We start from the raw sequence: 24,562 nt of genomic DNA, 5'->3' as shown, positions 1-24,562 counted from the left end.
GGATTGTGAGCCACCAGGAACCTAGCAGGCTGCGGAAATACCTCGCGCTGAAGTCATCGCGACGGATAGCAAAAGCGTTGATGTAAGAACCTCACCCGCCCCCTGGAGATCATGCGCGGCACCGACACGTTCACCGAGAGTCTGTTTTCCGTGCGCAAGCTGGACGATTTCGTTCCGACCTCGCATCCGCTGCGCTCGATTCGCGTCATGGCGAACGAGGCGCTGGCTAAGATGGATGGGGTGTTTGCCGGGATGTACGAGGCCGACATCAAGGGAGGTCGGCCGAGCATCGCGCCGGAGAAGCTGCTTCGGGCGATGCTGCTGCAGGTGCTGTACAGCATCCGGTCTGAACGCCAGCTCATGGAGCAAACGCAATACAACCTGCTGTTTCGGTGGTTTATTGGTCTGTCGATGGACGATTCGGTCTGGGTGCCGACGGTATTCACGAAGAACCGCGAGCGTTTGATCAGGCACGATGCGGTGGTCGAATTCTTCAACGAAGTGCTGTCCATCGCGCAGAAGAAGAACTGGTTGTCGGGCGAGCACTTCAGCGTGGACGGCACGCTGATCCAGGCGTGGGCGGGACACAAGAGCTTTGTGCGCAAGGACGGTGACGACAGGGATAACGACGGCGGCAGCGGCGCGGGCGACTTCAAGGGCAGCAAGCGGAGCAACGAGACGCACGAGTCGAAGACTGATCCCGATGCACGGCTTTACCGCAAGGGCAAGACTGCCAGCGAATTGCGTTACATGGGCCACACGCTGACCGACAACCGCCATGGACTGGTGGTCAACGCCCGCGTGAGTTGTGCTGACGGACATGCCGAACGTGAAGCGGCCAAGGTCATGATCAATGATGCGCGGCAAGCAGCGGACGAAGCGGCTGCGCAAATCACGCTGGGCGCAGACAAGGGTTACGACGCACAGGAATTCATCGAAGCTTGCCAGCAGATGAAGGTCACGCCGCACGTGGCGCAGAACACCTCGGGTCGCCGTTCTGCGGTGCCCGATGCGATTGCGCGCAGTGTGGGCTACGCGATATCGCAGCAAAAGCGCAAGCTGATCGAACAAGGTTTTGGGTGGGCGAAGACCGTGGGGCGCATGCGCCAGGTGATGGTGCGCGGGTTGAAGAAAGTCGACCAGATGTTCGTGTTGAACATGGCCGCCTACAACCTCGTGCGCATGCGTTCGCTAGGACAGGTCCGCCCGTAGTGGCAGCGATTGCGGTAATGAGGGCGAAAACAGGCCTCAAACTGTCGAAAAATAAGCTGGATTCACGTTGAAATTTCGTAATGCAGAAAATTGCGCGGCGGTAGCCGCGCAGAGCGATGGACGTTGCTTTTGGAGGGGTGTATTTCCGCAGCCTGCTAGGGAAGGCTTGGCATTCTTGGGAACGAAGTTGAGATCTGCGTCGATTCCCCATGTCGGCGCAAAGTGCTGGTGAACCTGAGTCTGCAGTGCGGGCAGCGCAGTCTTCACCTCGTCGTCAGTCAAAACCGTGCTTGCATTGATCACTGAAACCCTGATATTTGCCATGTTGCCCTCCTGTGGAACTAGCCGTTCGGCGGCGTTGGCCCAAGAATTCAAAACCAGTCATCGCACGCCTGGGCGTTCGAGCGCTGACCACTTGCCTTGCTAGACGTCCTCGTTTCCCCTCAATCGTGGCGCTACCTTGCACCGCTCATCCGACGGCGTGGCGCCACTCCTGCGATATTGCACTGAAATGGCGCGTCGTGCGTATGTTATGGGCATAGGTATTTCTGTCGACATTGTTTCCGACGCGCTTCATAAGGATACGTGCGAACGGGTATAACTAGCACTACTACATATCAAGGATGGGCGATTTGTGGAGGCTATTAGGCACAAATTTCCTGCACACTGTACTGTGTCACAGTTTCTCGCCGGCGAGAATCCGGTCATTCGTGCGGGCTTTTTCCCGCTCGACGAGCAGACGGGGGAGTCATCGTCACCTTTCGCAAAAACTTCAAGATCGCAAAGCGGGAGAGGTTTAAAGACTTTCGATCATGTGTCGGGTGCTGAGAAAAGAGATCGCCAAAGAATCACCCAAACCGTTCGCCTGGGCGGCGCGTCAGTGGCGCGACGCCTTTTCAAAGGCAATCGTATCGATAGTCGCGTGAGTAGGAAATGCAAGCTTCAGCAATTTCTTGTCCGAAAGTGATCCCGAATTGGCCGGGCAGTGCTCGCTGGCTCTGTGCACGATGCCAAATGCCTTGATGGAGGTGTCGCCCGACAACGTGAATGTTTCAAGACGATGACGAGTTGTGGTCCGCAAGAAAAATGCCTGAATGGGCGCACATTTAGTTGGGGAAAGCGCTCGCTGTAATCGCCGCTCGCAACTACTAGGCTGGATGCAAGTTGGCAAATATCCAGACGAGTTCGATCTGACTGGACCCGTCTGGTGATTTGTGCCTCAGTGGAGGTAAAGAAGGCATGGCGCACGAGTTGGCACATTCGCAATCGCCAGTTTCGGCGTGTTGCAAAATCCGAAACTTAACGGCAGTGTATATCTGTATTTGCACTAGTTTCCGGATGAGTGGCTTAAAGCGGTGCTGTTTGAGAAGATTCGCTTGCATGTTTTCCGATTGGTTCCGAACATCTAAGAGAACTGTGCCGCAGGGAAACTTCATAGATGCGCATTTGAATGACTGACCGACGAACAGCATCTGACGCGGGGGCGAATGCTTAACGACATAGCGCCGCTCATAAGCCGGTTCGACAAGATCGGACCCTCCCAGTGCTTTGTTATTGAGTCCTAGCGCCTTGCGACCGTATACGAGGGACGCGGCTTGCCGCATGTTTAACGGAGAGTATCGGTGCCGCGCTGTCTCGTCACCACTCAGCGCGCGTTGCGGGGGCATGTTCCTACTGCACAGGAAGTCGTGTGCGATGCGCCGGACGTACACGTCATCGACGCGCACGATCCGGAAATGGCGTTGATCGAAACGAGCGAGGGTGCGCTGCTGAGCTCAGGGAACGGCTCGCGGCAACCATTTCGTGGACCCTGAGACGCGCCATGGCTTGCACTAGCGTGTGTCGTCAGGGAAGGGTGAGTGCGGGTCTGGCGTGAGGTGCAGGAATCGATGCCGGCCTGACCACATGTCATCGTGGGAGTTCCGTCATGAATACGCGCCGTGCACTCGGGCTTCGCGCGTGAAGTTGAAGGTATCTGCCCGGGCCGCGCTTGCCCAGCCGGGGGCCGGGAAGATACCGGACCCGGAACGATCAATGCAGTCCGTATCCTCAATCACCTGGGAAGGAGCGCATCATGGAACAGAAGCTGTTGTTGTTCGATCACGTTGTCGTCCTTATGCTTGAGAACCGGTCATTTGACCATCTGTTCGGCTACCTCGGGAAGGGAGAGGGTTTGCCGCCGGATGGTGCAGTCAACTATCTGAAGCCCGGCGATACAACATCGCCTGCCTTCCACACGAGAAAAGGCGGGGATTTCACCTCTGTTGCCCAAGGGCCTTCGCACTCGCTCAAACAGACGAACGAGCAGCTATACGGCACCACGCGCGTCCCGGTAGGCACGCCTGCTACAGATGCGAAGCTCAACGGCTTCGCCTCATCGTTCCGGACGTCCCTGGAATACGACCTCAAGCGACAACCTACGGAGAGTGAACTGCAGCAGGTAATGAATTGCTTCGATCCGGTGCAGTTGCCGGTGCTGTCGACCCTTGCCAAGGAGTTTGTCCTCTGTGACCAATGGTTCGCTGACGTACCTGGACCTACGATGCCTAACCGGGCGTACGTACACGCGGCGACATCGCAGGGGTATACGTATAACGCCGGTTGGAAGCCGAAGTTCACGTGCGACACGCTCTATGACCGTATCAATGCGACCGAAGGCATGTCGTGGCGCGTCTACTATCACGACAACAACGATGTGCTGGAACTCTATCCGGACGTCAGGAAGACACCTCAGAACAATGCTCTCTTCGAGAGTAACTTCCTCAACGACGTCGCGGGCGACCGCCTCGCCACCTATTCTTTTATCACTCCGGCATTCATTGGCTCGCCCGAGCAGCCCGTCAACAGCATGCACGCCCCGGCAGACGTCCGACCGGCAGAAAAACTAGTGGCCGACATCTATAGTGCCCTTCGCGCGCACGAGCCAGTCTGGCAGAAAACGTTGCTGATCATTGTGTTCGACGAAACCGGAGGCTACTACGACCACGTGCAACCGCCGAAGGCCGTGTCGCCGGACGGGATAGCCGGATTGACCGAGCCAGCCTACCTGGTTCCATTCGGCTTCGACCGGTTGGGACTGCGCGTGCCGTGTATGCTCGTCTCGCCTTGGTTTGAGGCAGGGGTGGACTCGACCGTGTACAGTCACTCGACCATTCCTGGCTCAATGATCGAGGCCTACAGGTTGGGGAAATTCCTGACGAAGCGCGACAAAGGCGCGGCGAAACTAACGGACAAGTACCTCCTCAAGAATGGCGAGCGGACATGGCGTAGTGACACACCGGATGTGACGGTTCCGATCCAGCCGGAGGCCATGGACCTGATGCAAAAGGAGATGCTTGCCGGTTCCGTTTATCTGGACCCCCACCCGGAGAGCCGTAACGAGATGCGAACGCGTGACATTCGTGACCCTCAGCATGCTAAGCAGTTCATCAGGACGCAGGTTGCCAAGAATCTGGAGCACTATTTCGCATCGCGTGGCAATGGCAAAGTCGGCGAAACCTTATCAGCCGGTAATCAGGCGGCTGCCCCATCGGTCAGCGCGTCGCGCATTGACGAGTTGAAAGCGTCCGCGGGCCATCGCCATCCACGTGGTGTTCGTCCGTAACCAGCGCAGTTGCGCCTGCCTCCCGAGGCCGATGGACCGCTGGTGTGCACAGGCCGCTTCAGTGGAGGGGCATCATTGACGGGAAAGTGGTCCGCAGGGCATGGTACGGCACGGTGGTGTTGGCGCGCCTGTCGCATCTAGTACGGGGCGGTTGAAGTAGATGTGGACGGCCGCGCCCGTCTTCTTGAGCAGGAGCGAGGGCGCGCCTCAATGCACCATGCGAGGTCTTTCCGAGCGGGTCGTTTCTCAGCCCAGTTTTTTTGTCCGAGCTTCGCAGCGACGGATCAACTCTAGTTCCAGCCGAAGGGCGACGAGTCTCTGAAGGCCAGCGTCGCGACTAAAAGCACGCGGTGTGATACGGCAAGTAATGCCAAGCCGCTGCAGGCATCCACAATGCGAGTCGAAGCTCGCAATGCTGATCTTTACTTCTGCTTGTGAAACGCTGCGATTTCTTCATCACACTAGCCGTCTCAGTTCGTTTAAGTACTAGCGAACCGCGCAACTGATGACGACTGCCGGAAATCGATGACCGTGATAAAGCGATTTCGTCATTTTCATCACGATTTGTTACGCGACCAGCTCAGCAACGTGACAACGCCGTCTGGAGTGTTGCTTCAACAACAATTACCAACACCCGGCTGGCAGGAACTACAACAGGGTTCACAACAGCACGGGGCGCAGCCGCAATCCTGACAACAGTCGTATTCACAGCAGTTTTGTTCGCAGCAACCGCAGCCGCCATACTCTGCGGCGCGATATCCGAGCGCCATGCCGGAGACCCCTTCGAGTGCCCGAGCCCCGCTAAAGAGCGCCGCGTTGACGACGTCGATCCCGAGCTTCAATGTCGTACCCAGCGCACCGAACAACGTTTGCGCCGCGCCGCTCGCTTCTTGAGCCGCTGCCGGCCAGCCGGAGGGCGCCGGTATCGCGGCCACGGAAGGGGGGAGTGCCCATGCGGGGATGCCGGGAATGCCGGGCATGCCGCGTGGCAACCCCACCGGCACCATCATCATCATCTGGCCACCCGTCAATCTCGACGCGTCCAGTCGTTCCTTGTAACGCTGAAATTCGGATTGCGCACTCGTTTGCGCAGCGGATGGGGAGGATGCCGGCGTCTCGGGGTCTGGCTTGCCGGCCTGCTCGTCCTTCGGTTTCGTGGCCATTTTCGATCTCCTCAATGAACGCGGATGCCCGCCTCCGTCAGCAACTGAACACTTCGCACCACCGCACGCGCGCCACCATGTTCGATACCAGAACCGTGACGGTTGCGCCCGGCTTGGTCGTGATGATGCTTTCCTTCACCCGGTAGTGCGCGCCGGCCTGTTCATGGCGCTCCCACCCAAGCACCGTCCCCTCGGAGTCGCGCACCAGCACGGCAACCGCCGACGTAGCGGTGGGCGTGACCGGTGCATATTCGACCGAAAGATGAACGCAACATCCGCCACCGATGAACGCGGTGTTGCTGTTGGCCGCTGCGTTGCCCTGACCCGCCGCGGCGGACGTGCCGAGCAAGGCCGCAAGACCGGTGCGCGTGCTGTCGCCGGTCGTCTTGGACTCGGCCACCAACTCCCGCGGTTCGGTGCGGCATTCCCTGCAACCGCATCGGCATTGCGCACTGGGTTGCCCGCAATGGCGACAGTAACCTGTCCGCATCGGCTCGCGCGGATAGGAAAAAGCCGGCGCCGGCACGCGCCACGCGCCGGTGTATTGCTGAGCGTACTGGCTTGGGTTCACCTCGACCTCCTTTGAATGGTCAAGAAATCTCGCCGGCTGCCTAGCAGCAGATCGATTCACACCATCTGACGCGCGCGTCAACGTTGCTGACCGCCAGCGTCAATTTTGTTCCGGCCTTCACGTGCAGCAGGCCTTCCTGAACGTGGTACCCGACCGCGGGCGTCGAGTCGGTCCACGTCGAAGAAGAGCCATCCGATGCCGTAGTCAACGACACCGAGGGGCTCGCTGCGCCGGTCTCAACCAGGTACTCGACGGACAGCAGCACCTCTTCGTGTCCGCCCACGAACGCCGATTGAGGCGTCGTCGATTGCTGGACTTCGAGGTGACGCGGCACCCGCAGCACCGGGTCACAACCCGGCGCGACCGACGGGACGTACCATACCGGGATATAGAAGGCGCACACGGGGGCTCGCGCGGGTTCGCAACCCGCCGCGGCACTCCAGTTTCCATGTTTCATCTTGCCTCTCCTCAGCAAGCGCGCCCCACGCTTGCGGACAATGTTACGGTTGGTCGGGCGACGGCGCCGCAGGGGCCGCTGCGGGAGGCGGTGTCGAGGGCGCCGCGGGTGCGCTCAGGTCGCGCACGATCTTCAGCGCATCGTCGACGATCTCGAACCCCGAGTTCAGAAAGCCCGTCGCCATCGATGCGACCTTCGAAGCGATCTGCTGATCGATCAACGCACTCGACGTGTCATGAACCAGCTTGGTGACAGAAGCCAATGCAGTCGACATCGTTTATCTCCTTGACGTGTGTGCCGGTTCCCCGTGTCGGCTCGCTGTGTGGCCAGACGCGACCTGGCGGTCGGCCAGACGCATCACGCGGGTTGCTACCTCGATGCCCCAATCGAGCGTCGTGACGGGACTTCGTGCCATATTGACGCCCGCACGGGCAATGCTGCCAACGGCACCGCGCGCGAGTCGCATCGAGCCGAGTACCACGTTGTGCGTGCCGTCAACCGCGGCGTTTGCATCGTATTGCATCAGCGCCAGCCAGGCGGCCAGCTGCTTGGGAAACGCCTGGTACAGCACCAGAGGGGACAAGCAACTGCTTTGCGAAATGACGCCGCTGAAGATGCCACTCGCGAAATCCTTAAATTGTGGGTCGGCGGCCGTCAACGTGCCAATGTTCTTCAAAAGGAAAAGGGCGAAATCCCTGAGGTTGGGGTTCTTGGCGATCGACAGAAATATTTCGGCGGTCTGCCAGTCGAGTCCATACTGCTCGTTCCACCGCGTCTCATAGCGCTTGAGCGACGTGCATGAAAAATCTCCGGCGTCCAACGCATGGCGGCACGTTTGCGCAGCACAAAACGCACTTTCCATGGCCTTGTGGATGCCTCCGCCATTGAGCGGGTCAGCTTGGTTTGCCGCATCGCCGATCAACATCACGCGGTCCGCAATGATGGTTTTTGGCCGATAGAACGCGGCCGACCCGCCGGAGACCGGACCGCAACGTGTCGCGTTTGCGAGCATGCCGGCCACCTCGGTGGCGAGAAAACGCCGGAAGTGCGCACCGAGGTTCTCGAGCATCGGAAAGCTCTTGTCGAACGCGTAGCCGAGGCCGACGTTTGCGAATCCGCTGTCGTCGACAAATAGCCAGCCGTAGCCGGGAAAATAGTCGCGCGCGAAGTAGACCTTGATCTGCGCACCGTCCCATTCGACGTTCCTGAAGTAGGCCCGCAGCGAAGCAGCAATCACGCCATCCTTCAAGGTGTTGCCGATTGCGCGGGAGACCGCCGAGCTGACACCGTCGGCGCCGATCACAACGCGGGCGCGATATTCGGTCGGTTTGCCGCGCGTCTCACCCAGCACGCAGATGCAATCGGGCTCGTACTCGATATCGTGCACGCGCGTATCGGGCTGAAAGTGAGCGCCATGATCACACGCGTTGTTGAGCAGAATATGATCGAAGCGTTTGCGATCGAGCAGAACCGCGAAATCCGGATATTGCGTGTGCGACGGGAAGCGACCCGTCAGCACGAGTTCGCCGTTGATGAACAGATCGCAGGATTTCAGGCATGCGTCGGTGGCCGCGAGAACCTCGTTGACACAGCCGAGTCGGTCGAGCCAGTAGATCGCCTGTGGCGTCAGACCGTCGCCGCATACCTTGTCGCGTGGAAACGTGGATTTGTCGATCAGCAGAGTGGTGATGCCGTCGCGCGCAAGAAAGCTCGCGGCACTACTGCCGCCAGGACCTGCTCCCACCACGATCGCGTCGTAGATCATCGCCTTTGCGCTCACGTCGCCCCGACAACTAGGATCACGGGAATGCGCAGCTCGCTGCCCGATTCGACGACGACCGCACCATGGTAGACGTCCGGCGGCAGATCGGATGGCAGCGTACCCTGGAGCACGAATTTTTCGAAGTCCACCGGTGCAATGGTTTTCTGAGTCGGTTTGACCACCAGCGTATCTGCTTCGAATCGCGCCCCTTGCATGTGGCCGGCGAATCCTTCCACCCGGAGGGACACTTTCTTGGGTTCGGTCGTCGAATCGTTGTTCACCGAGAACGACACGCGCACTTCGCTGCCCGGTATCAGCGCCAGCCGATTGGTCACTGCGTAGCCGCCATCGTCGGGTACGGCGGATTGCGCCGGCGCAGTCACCGAAGCGGACGGCCACGCGCCGCCCTCCGCGCTCGGGCTAGGCTCCGCGGGCGCCGCGCCGGGCATCGATCCGACATGCATTGCGGCGTTGCTCGCGCGCTCGCGAATTTCCTGCTGGGCCACCGCGCCGACTCGGCTGATGAGCGTCACGCCCAGACTCACGCCTGCCTCCGCAAGATCGAGGCCTTTGCTCAGGATCGCGCTGAACTGATCGAGGTGCCCGCGCAGATCGGGAGCGGAACTGGTTGCCGCCTTGGGCTGGTGCGCCGCGCGCGCATTGGGCTCCTCCAGATGCGGCGGTGTTGGCGACCCATTGTCGGGGGAACTGGCGGGCCGCGCCTCGTGCGCGGGACTAGTTGCATCACCGGTCCCGGAGGCTGCCGCTGCATTACTGGTGGCCGACATCGCATGACTCCTTGCAGGGCGCTACACACCCGCAGCCATAAACAGGCGGTATGCAGACGTAACTGACGTGCTGCCGGACGTTGCAGCAGCGACCTTCGCATGGACGGCATGAGTCGCATGGTTGCGGCCAGGGCGAATGGGGCATGTCCCAGATTGCCCGATGCGCGATGTGCCGTGCCGAGAGCGCGCCCGCGTACGCGCGATACGCTGCAGCCGAGGCAAGACCGGCGAGGGCATTGGCAAGGTCGATCAGATTCTCGCTGAGGTTGCGGACACCCGGGCCGGCATCGGGAAGGCTATTGCGTGGCATGGCGTTCAATCTCCACTGGCAACCGAACTGTCAGCGCGGACATTGCGTTGCGCCGCTGGGGCAGCCGCGCTGCCGCGGCCCAAGGCGTAATGAAAGCGTGGCGCGCCGGCACTCAGTCGCGCGGGGTGTCGCGCTTGAGCGGATTGTGCCGGCCAGGGTGCGTCGGCGCAATGCTCGGCGTCACAGGCACCCGTGGGAGGGGCGACGCGAGTGATGGTCTGCGTGCACCGCTGCGTGGTGCGCGTGGGGATCGCCGGATTGCCGGCCGCTGCGACATCGGGAAAGCTGCGTTCCGTTGAGTGCGATTGTTCGCTTCGCGCGCAGTTGCGCGGCACGAGCTTCATTTCGCCATCGATTTCGAATCGCATGATTTCGAAGCCTAGCAACCGCGTTCGAATGCGGTAACGCGCCGGCAGATCGAATCGCTGCTGGAGCGACAACGCTAGCGGCGGCACCCGCCGCACGGACACATCCAGTTGGGGCAACCGACTGAGCGTCAGATTCACGGTCGGCAGATGCGTGACGTTCAACTGGTCGACGCGCAGCGGATCGACGTGACGGATGTGATCGACCCGCAGCGACTCGACCAGCAGTGGCGCGATCTGGTTCAGTTCCTTGATATGGACCGCGGCCGGCGCGATCTTCTGCACGTCGGCGATCGTCAGTGGCTGGATCGGGATCGGATCGACGTTCTGTACGGATTTGATATCGACGTCCATCTGTTGTCTCCAGAGCGGTTTGCCGACGAGCGACGCCGGTTAGGCGGCAGGCCATGTGTAGTTGAGGAGCAGCACGCGCGCGTCGTCGCGAATCGCCGCTTGTGCCGGATCGCGCACGCTTACCGTCACGACCTGCGTCCCGCCGTTGCCGGGTGCCTGATAAAGAAACCATGGATCGGTCGCGCCGCCTTGCACCACATCGTCAACCAGCCATTCGAAGGCCGGTGCGGGATCATGTGACGCGGTGGCGGTGAAGAGCCGCATCTTGTTGCTGTCGTCGATATAGTTGTTGTTGAAGCCTTGCTGATAGTAGAGATTGACCCGCCTTGGCCATATTTCGACCGAGGGCCTCGGTGTCGCCGCGGGTCCGGTGCCGACCAGCGTGACCCACGCGTAGGCCTTGCGCAGCCGGTCCTCGCGCGCGGTCGCGACGACGACCTCGGTGAAACAGTTCGGCAGCGCGCCCTTGGGCGGAGCGCGATACAGGCCCGTCGCATCGATCGATCCTGCACCGGGGTTGCCCAGCACGTCGTGCACTTCCCACAACGCGCCTTGCCCCGAGTTGAATACCGTTGCGGCGAAGCGGGTTTCCGCGTCGATCGGATTTGCCGTCCATTCATCCTCGAAGTTGAGCGTGACCGCTGGCGGCCAGACTTCCACCTGGTGGCAATATTCCACACATCGGTAGGCCTCTCTCACGCAAGCGCTGCACGCGCTCTGGTTCGCCGTGCCGTGCACGGACATTGGGCGCCGCTGTGGTCTGAGTATCACGATTCGTGCTCCGCCACGCAAAGCGTCATTCGCTGTCGGAGCCGTCGACGGCCTCGGCGAGCGCGTTGACGGGGACTTTGCCGGTCACGCCAATCTCGGCCTTGCATGCGCCGGTGCCATGCAAAGTGCTGCTGATCCCTTCCTTGCCGACGACCCCACCGATGCTTATATCGCGGGCATCCAGCTTCACGTCGATCGGATTCAGCTGGAAGCGGGCCGGTCCGACCGACGCGACCACCACGCGCCGACGCCTATGTCGCAGAAACGGAATGGTCAACGAGATGGGCAACTCCTTCAGCGACACTTCGACCGGCCCGGTCGAAAGCGAGAACGACGCACCGCCACAGCATTCGAACGCGAGCGGTGCCGCGTCAATGCGAAGGTTCAGATCCGGGTGCGCGTGAAGGGTGACGCGGGTGCCGAATTTCATGTTTTTCCCCCTTCCGCGACCGGCGCGTGGTTACCTTCCGTGTCGAGATCGGGGTACACACGCTCAGCCAGATCGCTGAACATGTCGTCGACCGTCTTGTTCAGATGCTCGAAGCCGTCCAGCGCCTGGGATATCTCAGTGCAGTTCTGACCTTCGATCTGGAAGTGCACCATCGGTCCCAACCGGATGGACATAGTGATTCTGGGCATCGCATCCTCGCTCATCGCTCATCGCTCATCGCTCATCGCTCATCGACTGGCCGACGCTGATCTGGCTCCGCATCCGTTGCCGAGTCAGTCGTGCGCTGGCCGCGAAGCGCCGTTTCCGGCACGGTGGGCGTTTGCACCGTCCAAACTCGCCTCACACGCGTTCGCACCATTCGCACCATTCGCACCATTCGCACCATTCGCACCGTTAGCACCGTTAGCACCGCTCGTGCCGTTGGCACCGCTCGTACCGTTGGTACCGCCTGTAGCAGCCCCACCGTTTCCGTTTGCGGCGTGCGCACCCGCGCCGTTAGCCTCTCCCACCCCAGCTTCCATTTCGCGCAGAAGCGTGGACAAGCCGTCGAGTGAAGCAAGAACCGTCCCCAGCGCATTTTTTTCCCGCTCACCGAGATCGCGGCACACCCGTTCGATCTGCGCGCCCAGCACCCGTCCTTCCAGCGTGCCGCGGTATTCGCGCCCGCGTTCGCGCAACACACCGCCAAACTGCGTAATGATCGACAGCACCCCGTAAAGCAGGTCGCTCGGCAAATTTCGATCGTCTGGAGCGTCTTCATTGAACACTGGTTTGCACCGTGGGCAAGCGAGTTGCTGTTCGTCGCGGCCGATTCGCCAGACACCATAGAGCGCAGACGTCGATTGCTTCGGTATCGACCGGCAACCCATGCGATGCAATCGTCCTGCTGACGCGTCGAATTGAAAAGGCGCCTGCGAGGCCTCGGCGCGGTTGTCGATTCTCAGCAACGGTTGCTGTCCGTGAAGCCTTCCGACGCTGTGCAACTCCTGGATGTGCAACGCGATCAGATCTGCCGCCCGCGATCCATCGACACCAACGTCATCACTCATAGACTGCCCAGCCAGACGCGGTTTTCAGTTTCTGCTGCCGATGCTTGTCGAGCCGTGTCAGGTAGTAGCGCGTGAGGAATGCGATCAGGAGATCCCGCCCTTTGCCGGGCGGACACAAAAATCCTGCGCAAAGTACGCTCGGGGTATTTGACCTGATTCATGAACGTCACGCGGTCATGCGCCAGATCCGAAAAACAGTCGCCGTGGTCGTCGATGAACATGATCAACGCACCGGCGGTGTAGATCAGTGCAATATAGTTCAGATCGAGTTCAGGCAGTAGAAATGCCGATAACACCAGAATCGCGTGACCGCTGCGATTGCTGGCGCATTGCCTCAATGCGTTCAATTCCGAGCGCCCGGGTCGCGCGTCGCTGTACGCTCGCGCGAGGCGTAATTCGACGTCATGCTTCTGCGCTTCATAAAGCCGGGCGGTTTCAAAGGTGAAGCGCAACAGCGGGTTAATGAACGGAAGCTGAAGTTATGGAAGCGGTTGCGAGCATACGTTCGAACACCTCGAATGGCGAATGAAATGCATGCGTAGCACGCGGTCGGCTGTTGAGGCTGTCGGCGATGGCATCGAGTTCGTCCTGGCTGTAGATCGAGAGGTCGGTGCCTTTTGGCAAGTACTGACGCAGCAGCCCGTTGGTGTTCTCACAGGTGCCGCGTTGCCAGGGGCTGTGCGGATCGCAGAAGTACACGCGCACGCCGGTGGCGGCGCTGAGCTCCTGATGGCGGGTCATTTCCTTGCCCTGGTCGTAAGTGAAGCTCTGGCGCAGGGGCGCAGCGATCGAATTCAGCTTCGCAGTGAAGCCGGCCAGGGCCGAGGCGGCGGTGGCGTCGTCCATCTTCGCCAGCAGCACCAGGCGACTGGTGCGCTCAACCAGCACGCCGACGGAAGACTGGTTGCCGGCACCCTTGATAAAGTCGCCTTCCCAATGGCCTGGCATCACCCGGTCATCGACCTCAGGCGGGCGCACATGGATGCTCACCATGTCGGGGATCTGGCCGCGCCGGTCAGTGCCCCGCTTGCGTGACATACGCGTGCTGTGGCCGTGGCGCAGACAGGCGATAAGCTGGCGGCGCAGCTCGCCGCGTGGCTGGGCATAGATGGCGGTGTAGATGGTCTCGTGCGAGACATGCTGGGTCGGATCGTTGGGCCACATGCGCTTGAGGGTACCTGAGATCTGCTGGGGCGACCACTTCCATTCCAGCAGGGTGAGTACCACGCGCCACGACACGCTTTGAGGGTGCAGCTTGGGACACGGGCGCGCAGCCTCGCGTCGGCTCGTGCTGAGCGCCTGCGCTGGTGCAGACGCATAGCCCACGGCAGAACACGTGTTCCTGGTCAGCTCGCGGCTCACGGTTGACGCCGCGCGCCCGAGTGTTCGGGCGATGACCTGAACGCTCGAACCCTGCTGCTTCATGCTTGCAATCGTCATGCGTTCTTCAGGCTGCAGTTGTTGGTAACTTCTTTTTTGCATTGGCACACCTTACACGAGCAAGGTGTTGCACTTCAAATTTGATCGCGCCCCGCAAAATGGCCTGGCGTGTCGTCGCATTCATGATATCGCGCCCGCTAAAAAGCCTCGAGACGATCACATAGAAAAGTCTCTCGCGATCGTTGCGCAAATCGAACCAGCCTTCGGCGAGCAATACGCCCAGGCGGTCAAGATAGTCGCGCGTCGTCGCATCATCGAAGTCGTCAATGAAACTGTCCGCCAGAAAGCAGCACGCGCCGAACAGGCTGCCGACATGCTGGCGCCGTGCATCATATTCGAACCCTGCAACTTCCGTGCAAGCATGGCCGACCACATTCATCTTGGTGGTCAGTTCAACCATCTTGAGGTACTCGTCACGCGATCCAGTCAGCATCGACGGATGATAGCCGCGTACCAAGGGCTCCAGATGCTGCGTCACCACGTGCCGATACGACCGGATCAACTGGTCGAGCCGTTCGCGCGCCGACCGGGTCGGATCCCAGTCTGCTTCCATCTGCAGAGATGCACCGGACCGGCTCATCGGTACCGCCTCCTTTCAGGAAAGCGATTGCCGCGCGATTAAACACTGCTCTCCAATATAGGTTACGAATTGAGACTTGAAAATGTGATTTGCAGGGAGTGGCCCGAAGAAAACGGCCTGAACTGTCTCCAGATAAAATTCGGATGCCGTATCGACGATATCGTGCTCATCACAAAAGCGGCGGTGCACCTTGGCATCTCTCGTGTTGCCAGTCAACACGCCGCAGCAGTCGATCAGGTCCGCTATGAAATGTCGCGCAGAATCATCGTCGAGGTGGAAGCGGTTCTCGCTATCGCCAGGAATATTCATATTCTCTGAAATTGGATTTCCTCGACCGTCTTCGCCGCACTGGACGAGATATGGGTCGCCACCGTGTGTAGCGTCACCGGCCGCGAGGACGAACGAGCTACCAATCGACCGGAGGACCGTGCTTCGAACCCCACGGACGATCAAATTTCCACGAAAGCAGATGTGCATTGTTCTGACGAACAGTTGCTCACGACGCGTGTCAGGCAATGGCGAACATACTCGCCGTGAAACACGAGCAAGTGCCATTGAAAGTCGCCTCGCCATTTCGTAAAAGCTACGTCTTTTCAGGAACTTACAGTCTTCACTCCGACCTGGTTTCGAAGCTGGCGCAATCTGTGCTTTATTTGCTGCAAACGCCTGATCGTTGTTTTCGTCTCTTTCGGACCCGGCGAATTCGATGGATCGTTCTGCTCAAGTGGGACCGTGCGGGCATCGAAGCTAGATAACAATTTGTGATTACGTCGGCACAGTTGGACAAGCCGGCGACAGTCGGCGCGATATGGCTGGCACGCGTGCGAGGTGCAATACGGCACGACAGCGCGCGAACATGCAAGCAGTTGCGAGAGGCAATCCGCGAGAAAACACGGTGCATGAAGCGGTGCATACGGAGTTGAGACGTGACAAGGTATCTCCTAGAGGATTAGTCAGGAATGCGAAAAATGGGCATTAAGAATATTCCGGCGTTGTTCGTCTTCGATTCGAGCACTGACTTTGCCGAGTCTTAACTGGCCTCACTTCATGTGACAGTGTGACACGTCAAGACTTCATGGCCTGACGGGGTCGTGCCATAGCCAGTTTTTGACAAGAGTTCGTTGACGTCACATGGTGAAGATTGTTTGATGGTGTCCGTGACTACGTAGGTATTTGGTTCTAGCGCTCCCCGTTGCGGGACCAATCGATGTATATGGAGGTGGCAACTTGGTCCCAGCTCAATCTACCATAGAGTTCAAACTGCTCTCATGTCATAGCGGTCCGATTCGTCGCGCATCCGATCTGATCGACCGATTGGACCGAGTAACGAAGAAAGTCAAAGAAGTCGTCCATGCCAGACGGTGCGTGATCCTTCACGAGCGCAAAGGAAGGACAAGTTCTCAAGGGGTCGTCTATCGCGACGGTTCCGCTGACGGCCAACCTGAGGGGCTCCTGGGGCAAACGTTCTGCGGCCCGGCGATCGACATCGAGCAGTACCTTGGATGCTTTGCGATCTCGGAACCACTCGACCATGCCTTCCAGTGGCGTGGCCTCGGGGGCGTATTGCCTGCTCAGGTGTGTCTGCCGGTGCGTGACGTGGCGTCCTATATGCAGGGGGGACAAGGCGTGGCCGCATGCGTTCGCTCGGGTGTGCACGGCATGGGCCATGTGGTCACCATTTTCCAGTTCGAATGTTCGACCGTCAGTACGCATCTCGCGCTGCTGGTGAATTTCATGGCGCTGCATTTGCATTCAATCCTCACGTATGAGGCGTTTGAAGCAGTTCAACCTGAGGTTGAATGCAGTCCACCGGAGGCTTGGCCGGGCCAGCAGTCCGATGTCGCTCAAGTCAGATTGACCGGCAAGGAACGCGATGTGATCAAGTGGGTGATCGAAGGCAAGACGGCGTGGGAGATTGGGAAAATATTGTGTGTCTCCGAGCGGACCGTGAAATTCCACCTTACAAACGTTTATGGAAAATTGAACGTTTCCAACAGAGCGCAGGCGGTGGCCAAAGTTAGTCGACTGGGTTTGATTTGAAGGGGAACCACGATGTCGTTCAAGGACAAGACCATTGCATTTGTCGCGAAGCACGGTTACACGTACCGCAGTTACGTGCTCTCCATATTGTTTCTGCCACCGGCCGCCGTCTATATCGCATGCAGGAAGCCAGGGGTACCGTTGCCGGGCCGCATCGTGCTCGGCGTGATGGGGGTTGTCGCGCCACCGTTCATCGGTGGGGCGACGCTGATGATGCTCAAGTCGCTGGTGGATCTTGTCCGCAGATCGCTTTGGGCATGACTACGCAATGAGCGCCGCGATTACCGACGGCCCGTCGATGCATGCTGATCCGCTGGTACACGCGAATTGGGTACAGCGCAGAGTTCCAGCCGACTCGCAACATTCGCGGATTTGTTCCCGTAAAGGGTTTGCCCCATCGGACAGGTTTTCCCTGGCGATCAAGTTGATATTCTGCGCAAGTGGTTTCCTTCGCCAACGTCTCCCACGGCCCCATTTTGAGCAGCGAACCTCCATTCATCAAGACCATGAACGCCGTCAAACTCGAAGCCATTGAAAAGAGTTACCCCATGGGTGCGGTCAAAGTCACCGCGTTGCAGGACGTCAACCTTGAAATTCGAGGTGGCCGGCTCACGGTGATTTCAGGAGCGTCTGGCAGCGGCAAGTCGACGCTGTTGAATCTGATTGGCTGTGTCGACCGTCCCGGCCGCGGACGCATCTTCGTCGCAGGCGAAGAGGTTAGCCAGTTATCCGACGACGCGTTGTCGGACTTTCGCGCACGGCGCCTCGGCTTCGTCTTCCAGAACTTCAATCTTCTGCCGGTATTGACGGCCCACGAGAATGTCGAGTATCCGCTGCTGCTCGCAGGCATCCGTTTGACTAACGCGCAGCGGGCAGAGCGAGTCAGGGAGTTACTTGACGCGGTAGGCCTCGCCGACAAGGCGGGGCATCGCCCAGGCCAGCTCTCGGGTGGTCAGCGTCAACGCGTCGCGATCGCGCGCGCGCTAATTGCGTCGCCACAACTGGTGCTGGCCGACGAGCCCACCGCCAATCTCGACAGCAAGACGGGCGAGGCGATCATCGGCTTGATGCGCCGGCTGCAACGTGAGCGACGGGCTTCGTTCGTGATTTCCTCGCACGATCCCCAAGTGCTTGCCGAAGGGGACGACGTGATCAAAATCGCCGACGGACGCGTTGTCAGCGTGTCGCGCGCAAGCGCAGCGGAGGTTGTGGCATGAAAACACTGGCACTCGCAATACGCAATCTGCTTCGTAATCGGCGACGTTCGATCACGACGCTTCTGGCGATGATCGTCGGCGCACATGCGGTCCTACTGTTTGGTGGCTACACGCGCAACATCACCTATGGCTTGCAAACCGACTACGTGAAGTACGGCGGACACCTGCAGATCGAACAGGCGGGCTATTATCAGTTCGGAAGCGGCAACCCGGCCGAATATGGGATCGCCAACTATCGAGAGATCATCGACGCGCTGAAGTCCGACCCCGTGCTCGCGCCGATGGTGCTCGTGGTGACGCCGACACTGCAACTTCAGGGGATCGCCGGCAACTTCAAGCAAGGGGTATCGCGTACCGCACTGGCGCTGGGTGTGCTCGTCAACGATCAGAATCGGATGCGCGAATGGAACGACTACCATTTTCCTGTGACGGTACCGCCGCTAGCGTTGACGAGAACTGAAACGGACGCGGCGATCGTCGGCATGGGCCTCGCGCGGGTGCTGCAACTGTGTGGCCAGTTGCACGTGCGCGATTGCGCGCCGCAGACGAACCCGACGGCCAACGCGGGCCCTGGTCTGCCAGCGGATGTAGCTCAACTTGCACGCACGACGCAAGCCGCGCCGACTAGCGCCTCGCAACAGTCGACTATCGAGCTGCTGGCCGCCACCGCGCGCGGCGCTCCGAACGTTGCGGAACTGCACGTCGTTAAGGCGGAGCAGCAGGGCATCAAGGAATACGACGACATGTACGTGGGCCTCCATCTGGCTCAGGCGCAGCGCCTCGTCTATGGCGGCGATCAGCCGAAGGCGACAGCGATTGTCGTACAACTGGCGCATACAGGAGATATGCCCGCCGCCAAGGCGCGGATCGAGATTCTGCTGACGACGAAGTTCAAGCGTGAGGAGACCGAGGTGGTCGACTACACGACGCTGAATCCGTTCTACGGTCAGGCAGTTGCGATGTTCGCCACGCTGTTCGGTTTCATCGCACTGCTGATCGCTGCGATCGTACTGTTTACGGTCGGCAATACGATGAGTATGGCGGTCTTCGAGCGTACCGTCGAAATCGGCACTTTGCGGGCGATGGGGCTGCGCCGCGAAGGTGTGCGCCGTCTATTCATGTGTGAAGGTCTGCTGCTGGGCGTGCTGGGCGCGTCGCTGGGCGTGCTCAGTGCCGCGGCACTCGCCGCCGTCATCAACCATAGCGGGCTCTCGTGGACACCACCGGGCCGCTCGCCGGTGCCATTGATCATCCGGGTGTGGGGTGAGAACGATCTGATTGCGGGGACGGCAATCGGCCTGCTGCTGGTTTCGATGCTCTCCGCGTTGTTCCCGGCGCGACGTGCGTCGCACATGAACATCGTCGATGCGCTTCGCTATGCGTGAGGCATAGCTCGATGCAAAGGCTGATGCCAATCCGGTTCAATCCACCTATCGTTCTTGCGCAGGGGTGAGGATCATGCAAAAGTTGGTCAAGCAGTTTCTGATTGCTTTCATCCTGTCGTGCGGCTTTTGCACCGCGTTCGGCGAACAGGCGCCGGCCAATCTGAATCTGGTGTTGACGCAGCAGACAAGCACAGGCAAGTACGTCGTCGCACTCGAGCCGCCCAAACCGGGCGTGCACATCGGCCAGATCCAGACGTGGCGAATCACGCTGCGCGACGCGTCGGGACAACTGGTGCGAGGGGCAATGATCGACGTCAGCGGTGGCATGCCGCAGCACGGACACGGGCTGCCGACGCAGCCGCAGGTCGTGCAGGAGCAGGGAGATGCCGGGCACTACCTGCTGGAAGGCATGAAGTTCAGCATGACGGGCTGGTGGACGATCAAGCTGGAGGTCAAATCGCCGATCGGTACGGATGTGGTGACATTCAATGTCGTGCTGCCGCCATCGTTGTCATGACCGGGCGCGAAGTTCGTGATAGGTCGAACCATCTGGCATCACGCAATTTCGAAGAGGTTGACATGCGAAGGATCGTAATGTTCTGGCTGCTATTGCTGATGGCTTGCGCGCCGCTTGGCGTCGTGAATCTCGCTCTTGCGGCGTCGGCCAGCACGGCGGCCGCCCAGGCCGACCGCCTGCCGCCCTATCAGCCGCGTTTTAACCGCACCCGACCGGTCGTCGTGGTGGTGGCCGAGAACTACTACACCGAACTCACGGACTATGTGATCCCGTACGGCATATTGACCGCCTCCGACGCGGCCGACGTGATTCCGCTCGCGACACGACCAGGTCCGATCCGCATGTTCCCTGCACCGATGAATGTCAACCCGCAGGAAACGACTGCGCAATTTGACCAGCGGGTCCCCGAAGGCGCGGATTACGTGATCGTGCCGGCGGTGCATCGCGATGACGATCCGACGTTGGTGTCTTGGGTTGCGGAGCAAGCGAAGAAGGGCGCGACGATCGTCGGCGTGTGCGACGGCGTGTGGGTCGTGGCGAGGGCGGGTCTGCTCGATGGCCGGCGCGCGACGGGGCACTGGTACTCGATGAGCGATCTGCGCATGAAATTTCCACGTACGCACTGGGTCGAAGGCAGGCGCTATGTCGCCGACGGGAATGTGGTCACCACCACCGGCGTGACTGCCACTATTCCGGTTTCGTTTGCGCTGGTGGAAGCCATCGCCGGGCACGAACGCGCGACCAAACTGGCGGAGTCGCTGGGCAGACAGTCGTGGTCGTCGGAAATTCCGAGTGAGGAGTTTCATCTCGGGTTGGCGTCGATGATGACGATCGCCGGTAACTACGTGTCGTTCTGGTCGCATGAGGATTTCGGTATCCCAATCGCGCCCGGCGTGGATGAAATCTCGCTCGTGCTGAAAGCCGACGTCTATTCCACGAGCTTCCGCTCCACCGTCTATACGGTGGCAGCTAGCCGGGATCCAATCCGGACGAAACGCGGGCTCATGATCGTGCCGGACCGGGTGGCCGGCGTCAATGCGCCCAACCGCATGCTGCCCCCGCCTGATTCGACGCAGCCGCTGCGGGCGCTAGACGAGTCGCTCAAGGCGGTCGCGAACGACTTCGGCAAGCGCACGGCCGCGTGGGTCGCATTGCAGATGCAGTACCCCGGCTACTAGTCCCCGCGAGTCGCGGCCGCGCGCCAACAGCGCGGTTCCATCCAACGTGTCGCCGCCGGCCTGCTATGGGCAGGCTGGTTTCCTACACCCTTTGAAAATCGTGATCGAAAGAGAGCCTCCCATGTCCAAACTTCTGATCGTCCGTTGGGCCACCGCCCTGACGCTGGCTGCAGCGCTCTGGTCCGCCGCGAAGGCCGCGTCCGTTCCTACCGATGCGCAGAGTATCCTGACCGCGAGCGACGCGATTCGTAATCCCGCCGAACCGTTCTCACTGACGGTGACGTTGACACAATACACCGATGGCAAGCAGACGGATTCCAACGCATTGCAAGCGTACTCGCGCATCGATCCGAGCAGCGGCCAGTTCCGCAGTCTGATCCGCTTCGAGGCGCCCGCGCGTGACGTGAACAAGCTGATGCTGAAAACCGGCAATGACCTGTGGTTTTTCGATCCGGCAAGCAAGGCCAGCATCCGCATTTCTCCACAGCAGCGGCTGCTCGGACAGGCCTCCAACGGGGACGTGGTGACCGTCAACTTTGCGCAGGGCTACAAGGCGCGCATCGAAAATGAAGAAGACGTGCAGGACGGCGATCGGCAGACGCGCCGCGCGTACAAGTTGGCCCTTGCCGAGAGTGTGCCGGACATGACATACAACTCCGTCGAGATGTGGATCGATACGACGACCCAGCGGCCGGTCAAGGCACGCTTTTTCAGCGATAGCGGCAAGCTGCTGAAAACCGCTTTCTATCGACGCTATCAGGAGCAGCTCGGTGCGCTAAGACCGACCGAGATCGTCATCATCGACGGGCTCAATCCCAATCTCGTCACGGTCATGCGATACACGGACTTCACCTCGCGGCAGATTCCTGACAGCTGGTTCCAGCACGATTTCCTGTCGAGCTTTCAGCCCGAATGATGCGAACGTGGGCGGTCTTTCTTGCGATGTTCTGGCTGGCCGGCGCTTGCCATGCGGACGAGGCAGAGGAAGCCGGGCTCAGATTGGCCGATACCACGCCGGCCCAGCAAGTGGACAAATCTGACTATCAGTTTAGCGTTGAACCGGCGTTTCGTGTTGCGACCATGCGGCCCGACGACGCCACGCAGACCGCCGAGCGTCTCTCGATGGATCTGGCGGTGCAGAAAGCGTTCGCGAAGGACTGGAAGTTCAACTTCGCGGACCATCTCGATCTGAACGGCCCGCAGCGTTTCAGCGGAGACCCTGGCGCGATCAATACGCTCAAGGAGCTGTATGTAAACGGACGTATCGGCGAGGATGGTCAGAGCCTTGTCGATATCGGGCGTATCAACATGCGGCTGGGCGTGGCAACCGGCTATAACCCCACCGACTATTTCCGTGACAACGCCGTGCGCTCCGTCACATCAGTCGACCCGGCGAGCCTGCGTGAAAACCGCCTAGGCACAGTGATGCTGCGGGGCCAGCGGATCTGGACAGGCGGTTCGGTGACCGCACTGGTTGCTCCGAAGCTTGCGAGCGAGCCAAACGATGCTGCCTTCGCCGTCGACCTCGGCGCGACCAATCAGAACACGCGCTGGTTGATGGCCGTAAGCCAGCACGTGATCGCCGATCTCTCGCCGCAATTTCTGCTGTATGGCGACGGCAAACCCGGCAGCTCTCCGCACTTCGGCGTCAACCTGACGCATCTGCTGAACAAGGCCTGCGTCGGATATGTCGAGTGGACCGGAGGCCGTAGCCCGTCGACGCTTGCGCGCGCGTTGCAGCAACCGGAAAGCGACGTCGCCTTTCGGTGGCAAATGTCGACGGGTTTGACCTGCACGACGACACACAACCTGTCGGTGACGTTCGAATACGAGTACGACGGCGCGGCGCTCGACAAGGCTGGCTGGGAGGCGCTGCAGAAAGGTCCGCCGCAACAGTACCTTGCTTACCGCAACCTCGCCAACGCTCAACAGGACCCGACGACGCGAGATAACCTGTTCCTGATGCTGCGCTGGCAAGATGCGTTCGTGCCGCGGCTGGATTTGAGCGGTTTCATTCGCATGAGTCTTGCCGATCACAGCCGTCTCACATGGCTCGAAGCACGCTATCACTTCACTCGCACCGACGTTGCCCTGCAATGGCAACTGAATAGCGGCAGCAATCTCAGCGAATTCGGCGCGCTGCCTCAGCACACGCTGTGGCAAGTGCTCGTGAAGCATTACTTCTGAGGCGGTACGTCATGCTCGACATCTGGTATTCGCTGTCGCCGCTGGCCCTTACTCCAACTCTGAGTGACGAGGAACGGCAGCGGCGCGACCAGTTCGTCGACGCGGCGGCGAGCAAGCGCTACGAGAATGCGCACGTGCTGAAACGCCTGGTGCTCGCGCAGTATGGAACCGGATGCGCGCCGCTGGATCTCAACTTCACACGCGGCAGGTACGGTAAGCCGGAAGTCGCTGAACCGTTTCCGTATTGCTTCAACATGAGTCACAGCGCAGCCTGTGTGGCGATCGCCGTCGCCGCCGAAGAGGTCGGTGTCGATATTGAATGGCACCGGCCCGTCGTCGCGTCGTCGTCGCTCGCCCGCTGTGTGTTCAATCGCGAAGAGCGCGGGTGGCTCCTGCGACAATCGTGTTTCGACGACGCCTTCTTCCGTCTCTGGACCTTGAAGGAGGCGCTGCTGAAAGCGGCGGGCACGGGCTTCAGCCGCCCGCCTCAGGAAGCGTGCTGGCACGGCCTGGATGAGCCGCAGGCGAGCGCGTGGTACGCGGGCCGACAATGGGTAGGGCTGTGCAGGCGGATCGGACACGCGACCCTGGCGGTCGCGGTGAGCGTCGATTGCCCAATCTGGCATGCGCGGTTATTGAGTATCGACGGGGCGTCCGATGCGGCTGCTCATGCTGCTGGCGCTAGTGCATTGTGCTGGACCGAGACGTCATGGATGGCAAGTCAAACCCATTTTGAAAGGAGTGGAGCGCTATGAGGCAATTCGTATCGTCTGGCGAAGGACTGCCGCAATGGTCATCGCCGATCAGTCACGCCGTCGTGGTCGATAACATGTGCTACCTGAGCGGCCAACTGGCGCTCGATAGCGAGGGCCACTACGTGTCCGGCTCGCCTGCACAAGAAGCGCAGCTTGCCTTTGACAATCTCTTCCGCGCGCTGAAGGCTGCAGGATTCGAACCCTCGGATCTCGTGTTCGTCGATATCGCGTTTACCGACCTCGCGGCGGTGCCGGAAGTCAATGAAGTCTTCGCCGAGCTGTTCGAGGCAGGTCGACGCCCTGCGCGCACCATCTATCAGGTCGCAGCGTTGCCGTTCGGTGGACAGATCAAGGTGATGGGCGTCGCGATCAGGGAGAGCCGGCCCGGCCATGTGCAGTAGGTGCC

Annotated in this window: 29 protein-coding genes and 1 pseudogene; 13 read left to right on the top strand and 17 right to left on the bottom strand. The window is 60.3% G+C overall.

Features of this window, described 5'->3' with window-relative positions:
• Positions 1–111 precede the first annotated feature (111 nt).
• The gene (locus OKW43_RS39735) at positions 112–1,212 is read left to right on the top strand and encodes an IS5 family transposase (RefSeq protein ID WP_429453442.1); all 1,101 of its coding nucleotides are present in this window, start codon (positions 112–114) and stop codon (positions 1,210–1,212) included.
• Between the two features lie 36 nt (positions 1,213–1,248).
• Here the strand turns inward: OKW43_RS39735 and OKW43_RS39730 are convergent, their stop codons facing one another.
• Together OKW43_RS39730 and OKW43_RS39725 are read right to left on the bottom strand one after the other, a co-directional pair.
• The gene (locus tag OKW43_RS39730) at positions 1,249–1,536 is read right to left on the bottom strand and encodes a hypothetical protein (RefSeq protein WP_429454179.1); all 288 of its coding nucleotides are present in this window, start codon (positions 1,534–1,536) and stop codon (positions 1,249–1,251) included.
• A gap of 553 nt (positions 1,537–2,089) precedes the next feature.
• The gene (locus OKW43_RS39725; protein ID WP_429454177.1) at positions 2,090–2,254 is read right to left on the bottom strand and encodes a hypothetical protein; all 165 of its coding nucleotides are present in this window, start codon (positions 2,252–2,254) and stop codon (positions 2,090–2,092) included.
• Positions 2,255–3,286: 1,032 nt separating this feature from the next.
• Here OKW43_RS39725 and OKW43_RS39720 point away from each other — a divergent pair.
• On the top strand, positions 3,287–4,816 hold the full coding sequence (locus OKW43_RS39720; RefSeq protein WP_429454175.1) for an alkaline phosphatase family protein: 1,530 nt from the start codon (positions 3,287–3,289) through the stop codon (positions 4,814–4,816).
• 489 nt (positions 4,817–5,305) lie between these two features.
• Here the strand turns inward: OKW43_RS39720 and OKW43_RS39715 are convergent.
• The 15 genes and pseudogenes from OKW43_RS39715 to OKW43_RS39645 form a co-directional block, all read right to left on the bottom strand.
• Positions 5,306–5,374 (bottom strand): annotated as a pseudogene (locus OKW43_RS39715) (IS6 family transposase); the annotation flags it as partial.
• Between the two features lie 56 nt (positions 5,375–5,430).
• Positions 5,431–5,979 carry a hypothetical protein gene (locus OKW43_RS39710; protein ID WP_429454173.1) on the bottom strand — a complete coding sequence of 183 codons (549 nt, stop codon included), beginning with the start codon at positions 5,977–5,979 and terminating at the stop codon, positions 5,431–5,433.
• 37 nt (positions 5,980–6,016) lie between these two features.
• Positions 6,017–6,379, bottom strand: a complete 363-nt coding sequence (locus OKW43_RS39705; RefSeq protein WP_429454171.1) for a hypothetical protein — start codon at positions 6,377–6,379, stop codon at positions 6,017–6,019.
• 211 nt (positions 6,380–6,590) lie between these two features.
• Entirely contained in the window at positions 6,591–7,007 is a 417-nt protein-coding gene (locus OKW43_RS39700) for a hypothetical protein (protein ID WP_429454169.1), read from the bottom strand.
• Positions 7,008–7,050: 43 nt separating this feature from the next.
• Positions 7,051–7,281, bottom strand: coding sequence for a hypothetical protein (locus OKW43_RS39695; protein WP_429454167.1), 231 nt, complete (start codon positions 7,279–7,281; stop codon positions 7,051–7,053).
• 3 nt (positions 7,282–7,284) lie between these two features.
• Positions 7,285–8,772 carry an NAD(P)/FAD-dependent oxidoreductase gene (locus OKW43_RS39690; RefSeq protein ID WP_429454760.1) on the bottom strand — a complete coding sequence of 496 codons (1,488 nt, stop codon included), beginning with the start codon at positions 8,770–8,772 and terminating at the stop codon, positions 7,285–7,287.
• An 11-nt stretch (positions 8,773–8,783) separates the two neighbouring features.
• Positions 8,784–9,557, bottom strand: coding sequence for a hypothetical protein (locus OKW43_RS39685; protein WP_429454165.1), 774 nt, complete (start codon positions 9,555–9,557; stop codon positions 8,784–8,786).
• Between the two features lie 315 nt (positions 9,558–9,872).
• Positions 9,873–10,586 (bottom strand): hypothetical protein, encoded by a 714-nt coding sequence (locus tag OKW43_RS39680; RefSeq protein WP_429454162.1) that lies wholly within the window; start codon positions 10,584–10,586, stop codon positions 9,873–9,875.
• A 39-nt stretch (positions 10,587–10,625) separates the two neighbouring features.
• The gene (locus tag OKW43_RS39675) at positions 10,626–11,246 is read right to left on the bottom strand and encodes a hypothetical protein (protein WP_429454160.1); all 621 of its coding nucleotides are present in this window, start codon (positions 11,244–11,246) and stop codon (positions 10,626–10,628) included.
• A 136-nt stretch (positions 11,247–11,382) separates the two neighbouring features.
• The gene (locus OKW43_RS39670; RefSeq protein WP_429454158.1) at positions 11,383–11,787 is read right to left on the bottom strand and encodes a hypothetical protein; all 405 of its coding nucleotides are present in this window, start codon (positions 11,785–11,787) and stop codon (positions 11,383–11,385) included.
• Complete coding sequence (locus OKW43_RS39665; protein WP_149674243.1) at positions 11,784–12,011, bottom strand: hypothetical protein; 228 nt, start codon at positions 12,009–12,011, stop codon at positions 11,784–11,786. Before OKW43_RS39665 ends, OKW43_RS39670 begins: the two co-directional genes overlap by 4 nt.
• 69 nt (positions 12,012–12,080) lie before the next feature.
• Positions 12,081–12,857: a hypothetical protein gene (locus OKW43_RS39660; protein ID WP_429454156.1), complete on the bottom strand. Its 777-nt coding sequence runs from the start codon at positions 12,855–12,857 to the stop codon at positions 12,081–12,083.
• Positions 12,854–13,309, bottom strand: a complete 456-nt coding sequence (locus OKW43_RS39655) for a hypothetical protein (RefSeq protein ID WP_429454154.1) — start codon at positions 13,307–13,309, stop codon at positions 12,854–12,856. The genes OKW43_RS39660 and OKW43_RS39655 overlap by 4 nt, the downstream gene beginning before the upstream one ends.
• 7 nt (positions 13,310–13,316) lie before the next feature.
• Positions 13,317–14,339 (bottom strand): IS30 family transposase, encoded by a 1,023-nt coding sequence (locus OKW43_RS39650; protein WP_429445436.1) that lies wholly within the window; start codon positions 14,337–14,339, stop codon positions 13,317–13,319.
• Positions 14,305–14,877: a hypothetical protein gene (locus OKW43_RS39645; RefSeq protein ID WP_429454152.1), complete on the bottom strand. Its 573-nt coding sequence runs from the start codon at positions 14,875–14,877 to the stop codon at positions 14,305–14,307. Before OKW43_RS39645 ends, OKW43_RS39650 begins: the two co-directional genes overlap by 35 nt.
• A 69-nt stretch (positions 14,878–14,946) precedes the next feature.
• Between OKW43_RS39645 and OKW43_RS39640 the strand changes: the two genes are divergently transcribed.
• The 11 genes from OKW43_RS39640 to OKW43_RS39590 all read left to right on the top strand — a co-directional run bounded on the left by OKW43_RS39640 (position 14,947) and on the right by OKW43_RS39590 (position 24,557).
• Complete coding sequence (locus OKW43_RS39640) at positions 14,947–15,195, top strand: hypothetical protein (protein WP_429454150.1); 249 nt, start codon at positions 14,947–14,949, stop codon at positions 15,193–15,195.
• Positions 15,196–16,104: 909 nt separating this feature from the next.
• Complete coding sequence (locus OKW43_RS39635) at positions 16,105–16,917, top strand: helix-turn-helix transcriptional regulator (protein ID WP_429454148.1); 813 nt, start codon at positions 16,105–16,107, stop codon at positions 16,915–16,917.
• Between the two features lie 12 nt (positions 16,918–16,929).
• Positions 16,930–17,178 (top strand): hypothetical protein, encoded by a 249-nt coding sequence (locus tag OKW43_RS39630; RefSeq protein ID WP_429291244.1) that lies wholly within the window; start codon positions 16,930–16,932, stop codon positions 17,176–17,178.
• A gap of 245 nt (positions 17,179–17,423) precedes the next feature.
• Positions 17,424–18,134 carry an ABC transporter ATP-binding protein gene (locus tag OKW43_RS39625; RefSeq protein WP_429454146.1) on the top strand — a complete coding sequence of 237 codons (711 nt, stop codon included), beginning with the start codon at positions 17,424–17,426 and terminating at the stop codon, positions 18,132–18,134.
• Positions 18,131–19,519 (top strand): ABC transporter permease, encoded by a 1,389-nt coding sequence (locus OKW43_RS39620; protein WP_429454144.1) that lies wholly within the window; start codon positions 18,131–18,133, stop codon positions 19,517–19,519. The genes OKW43_RS39625 and OKW43_RS39620 overlap by 4 nt, the downstream gene beginning before the upstream one ends.
• A 73-nt stretch (positions 19,520–19,592) precedes the next feature.
• Positions 19,593–20,036: a FixH family protein gene (locus OKW43_RS39615; RefSeq protein ID WP_429454142.1), complete on the top strand. Its 444-nt coding sequence runs from the start codon at positions 19,593–19,595 to the stop codon at positions 20,034–20,036.
• A gap of 98 nt (positions 20,037–20,134) precedes the next feature.
• Entirely contained in the window at positions 20,135–21,214 is a 1,080-nt protein-coding gene (locus tag OKW43_RS39610; protein WP_429454759.1) for a DJ-1/PfpI family protein, read from the top strand.
• Positions 21,215–21,335: 121 nt separating this feature from the next.
• Positions 21,336–22,130 carry an outer membrane lipoprotein-sorting protein gene (locus OKW43_RS39605; RefSeq protein WP_429454758.1) on the top strand — a complete coding sequence of 265 codons (795 nt, stop codon included), beginning with the start codon at positions 21,336–21,338 and terminating at the stop codon, positions 22,128–22,130.
• Positions 22,127–23,401 carry a hypothetical protein gene (locus tag OKW43_RS39600; protein WP_429454140.1) on the top strand — a complete coding sequence of 425 codons (1,275 nt, stop codon included), beginning with the start codon at positions 22,127–22,129 and terminating at the stop codon, positions 23,399–23,401. Before OKW43_RS39605 ends, OKW43_RS39600 begins: the two co-directional genes overlap by 4 nt.
• A gap of 11 nt (positions 23,402–23,412) precedes the next feature.
• Positions 23,413–24,156 (top strand): 4'-phosphopantetheinyl transferase family protein, encoded by a 744-nt coding sequence (locus OKW43_RS39595; protein WP_429454138.1) that lies wholly within the window; start codon positions 23,413–23,415, stop codon positions 24,154–24,156.
• Positions 24,153–24,557, top strand: a complete 405-nt coding sequence (locus OKW43_RS39590; protein ID WP_429291239.1) for a RidA family protein — start codon at positions 24,153–24,155, stop codon at positions 24,555–24,557. The genes OKW43_RS39595 and OKW43_RS39590 overlap by 4 nt, the downstream gene beginning before the upstream one ends.
• The last annotated feature ends 5 nt before the right edge of the window (positions 24,558–24,562 follow it).

Source organism: Paraburkholderia sp. WC7.3g, from assembly GCF_050436345.1.
Lineage (GTDB): Bacteria > Pseudomonadota > Gammaproteobacteria > Burkholderiales > Burkholderiaceae > Paraburkholderia > Paraburkholderia podalyriae.
The sequence above is the reverse complement of the archived record's forward strand: the minus strand, read 5'-3'. Positions and strand labels throughout refer to the sequence as shown.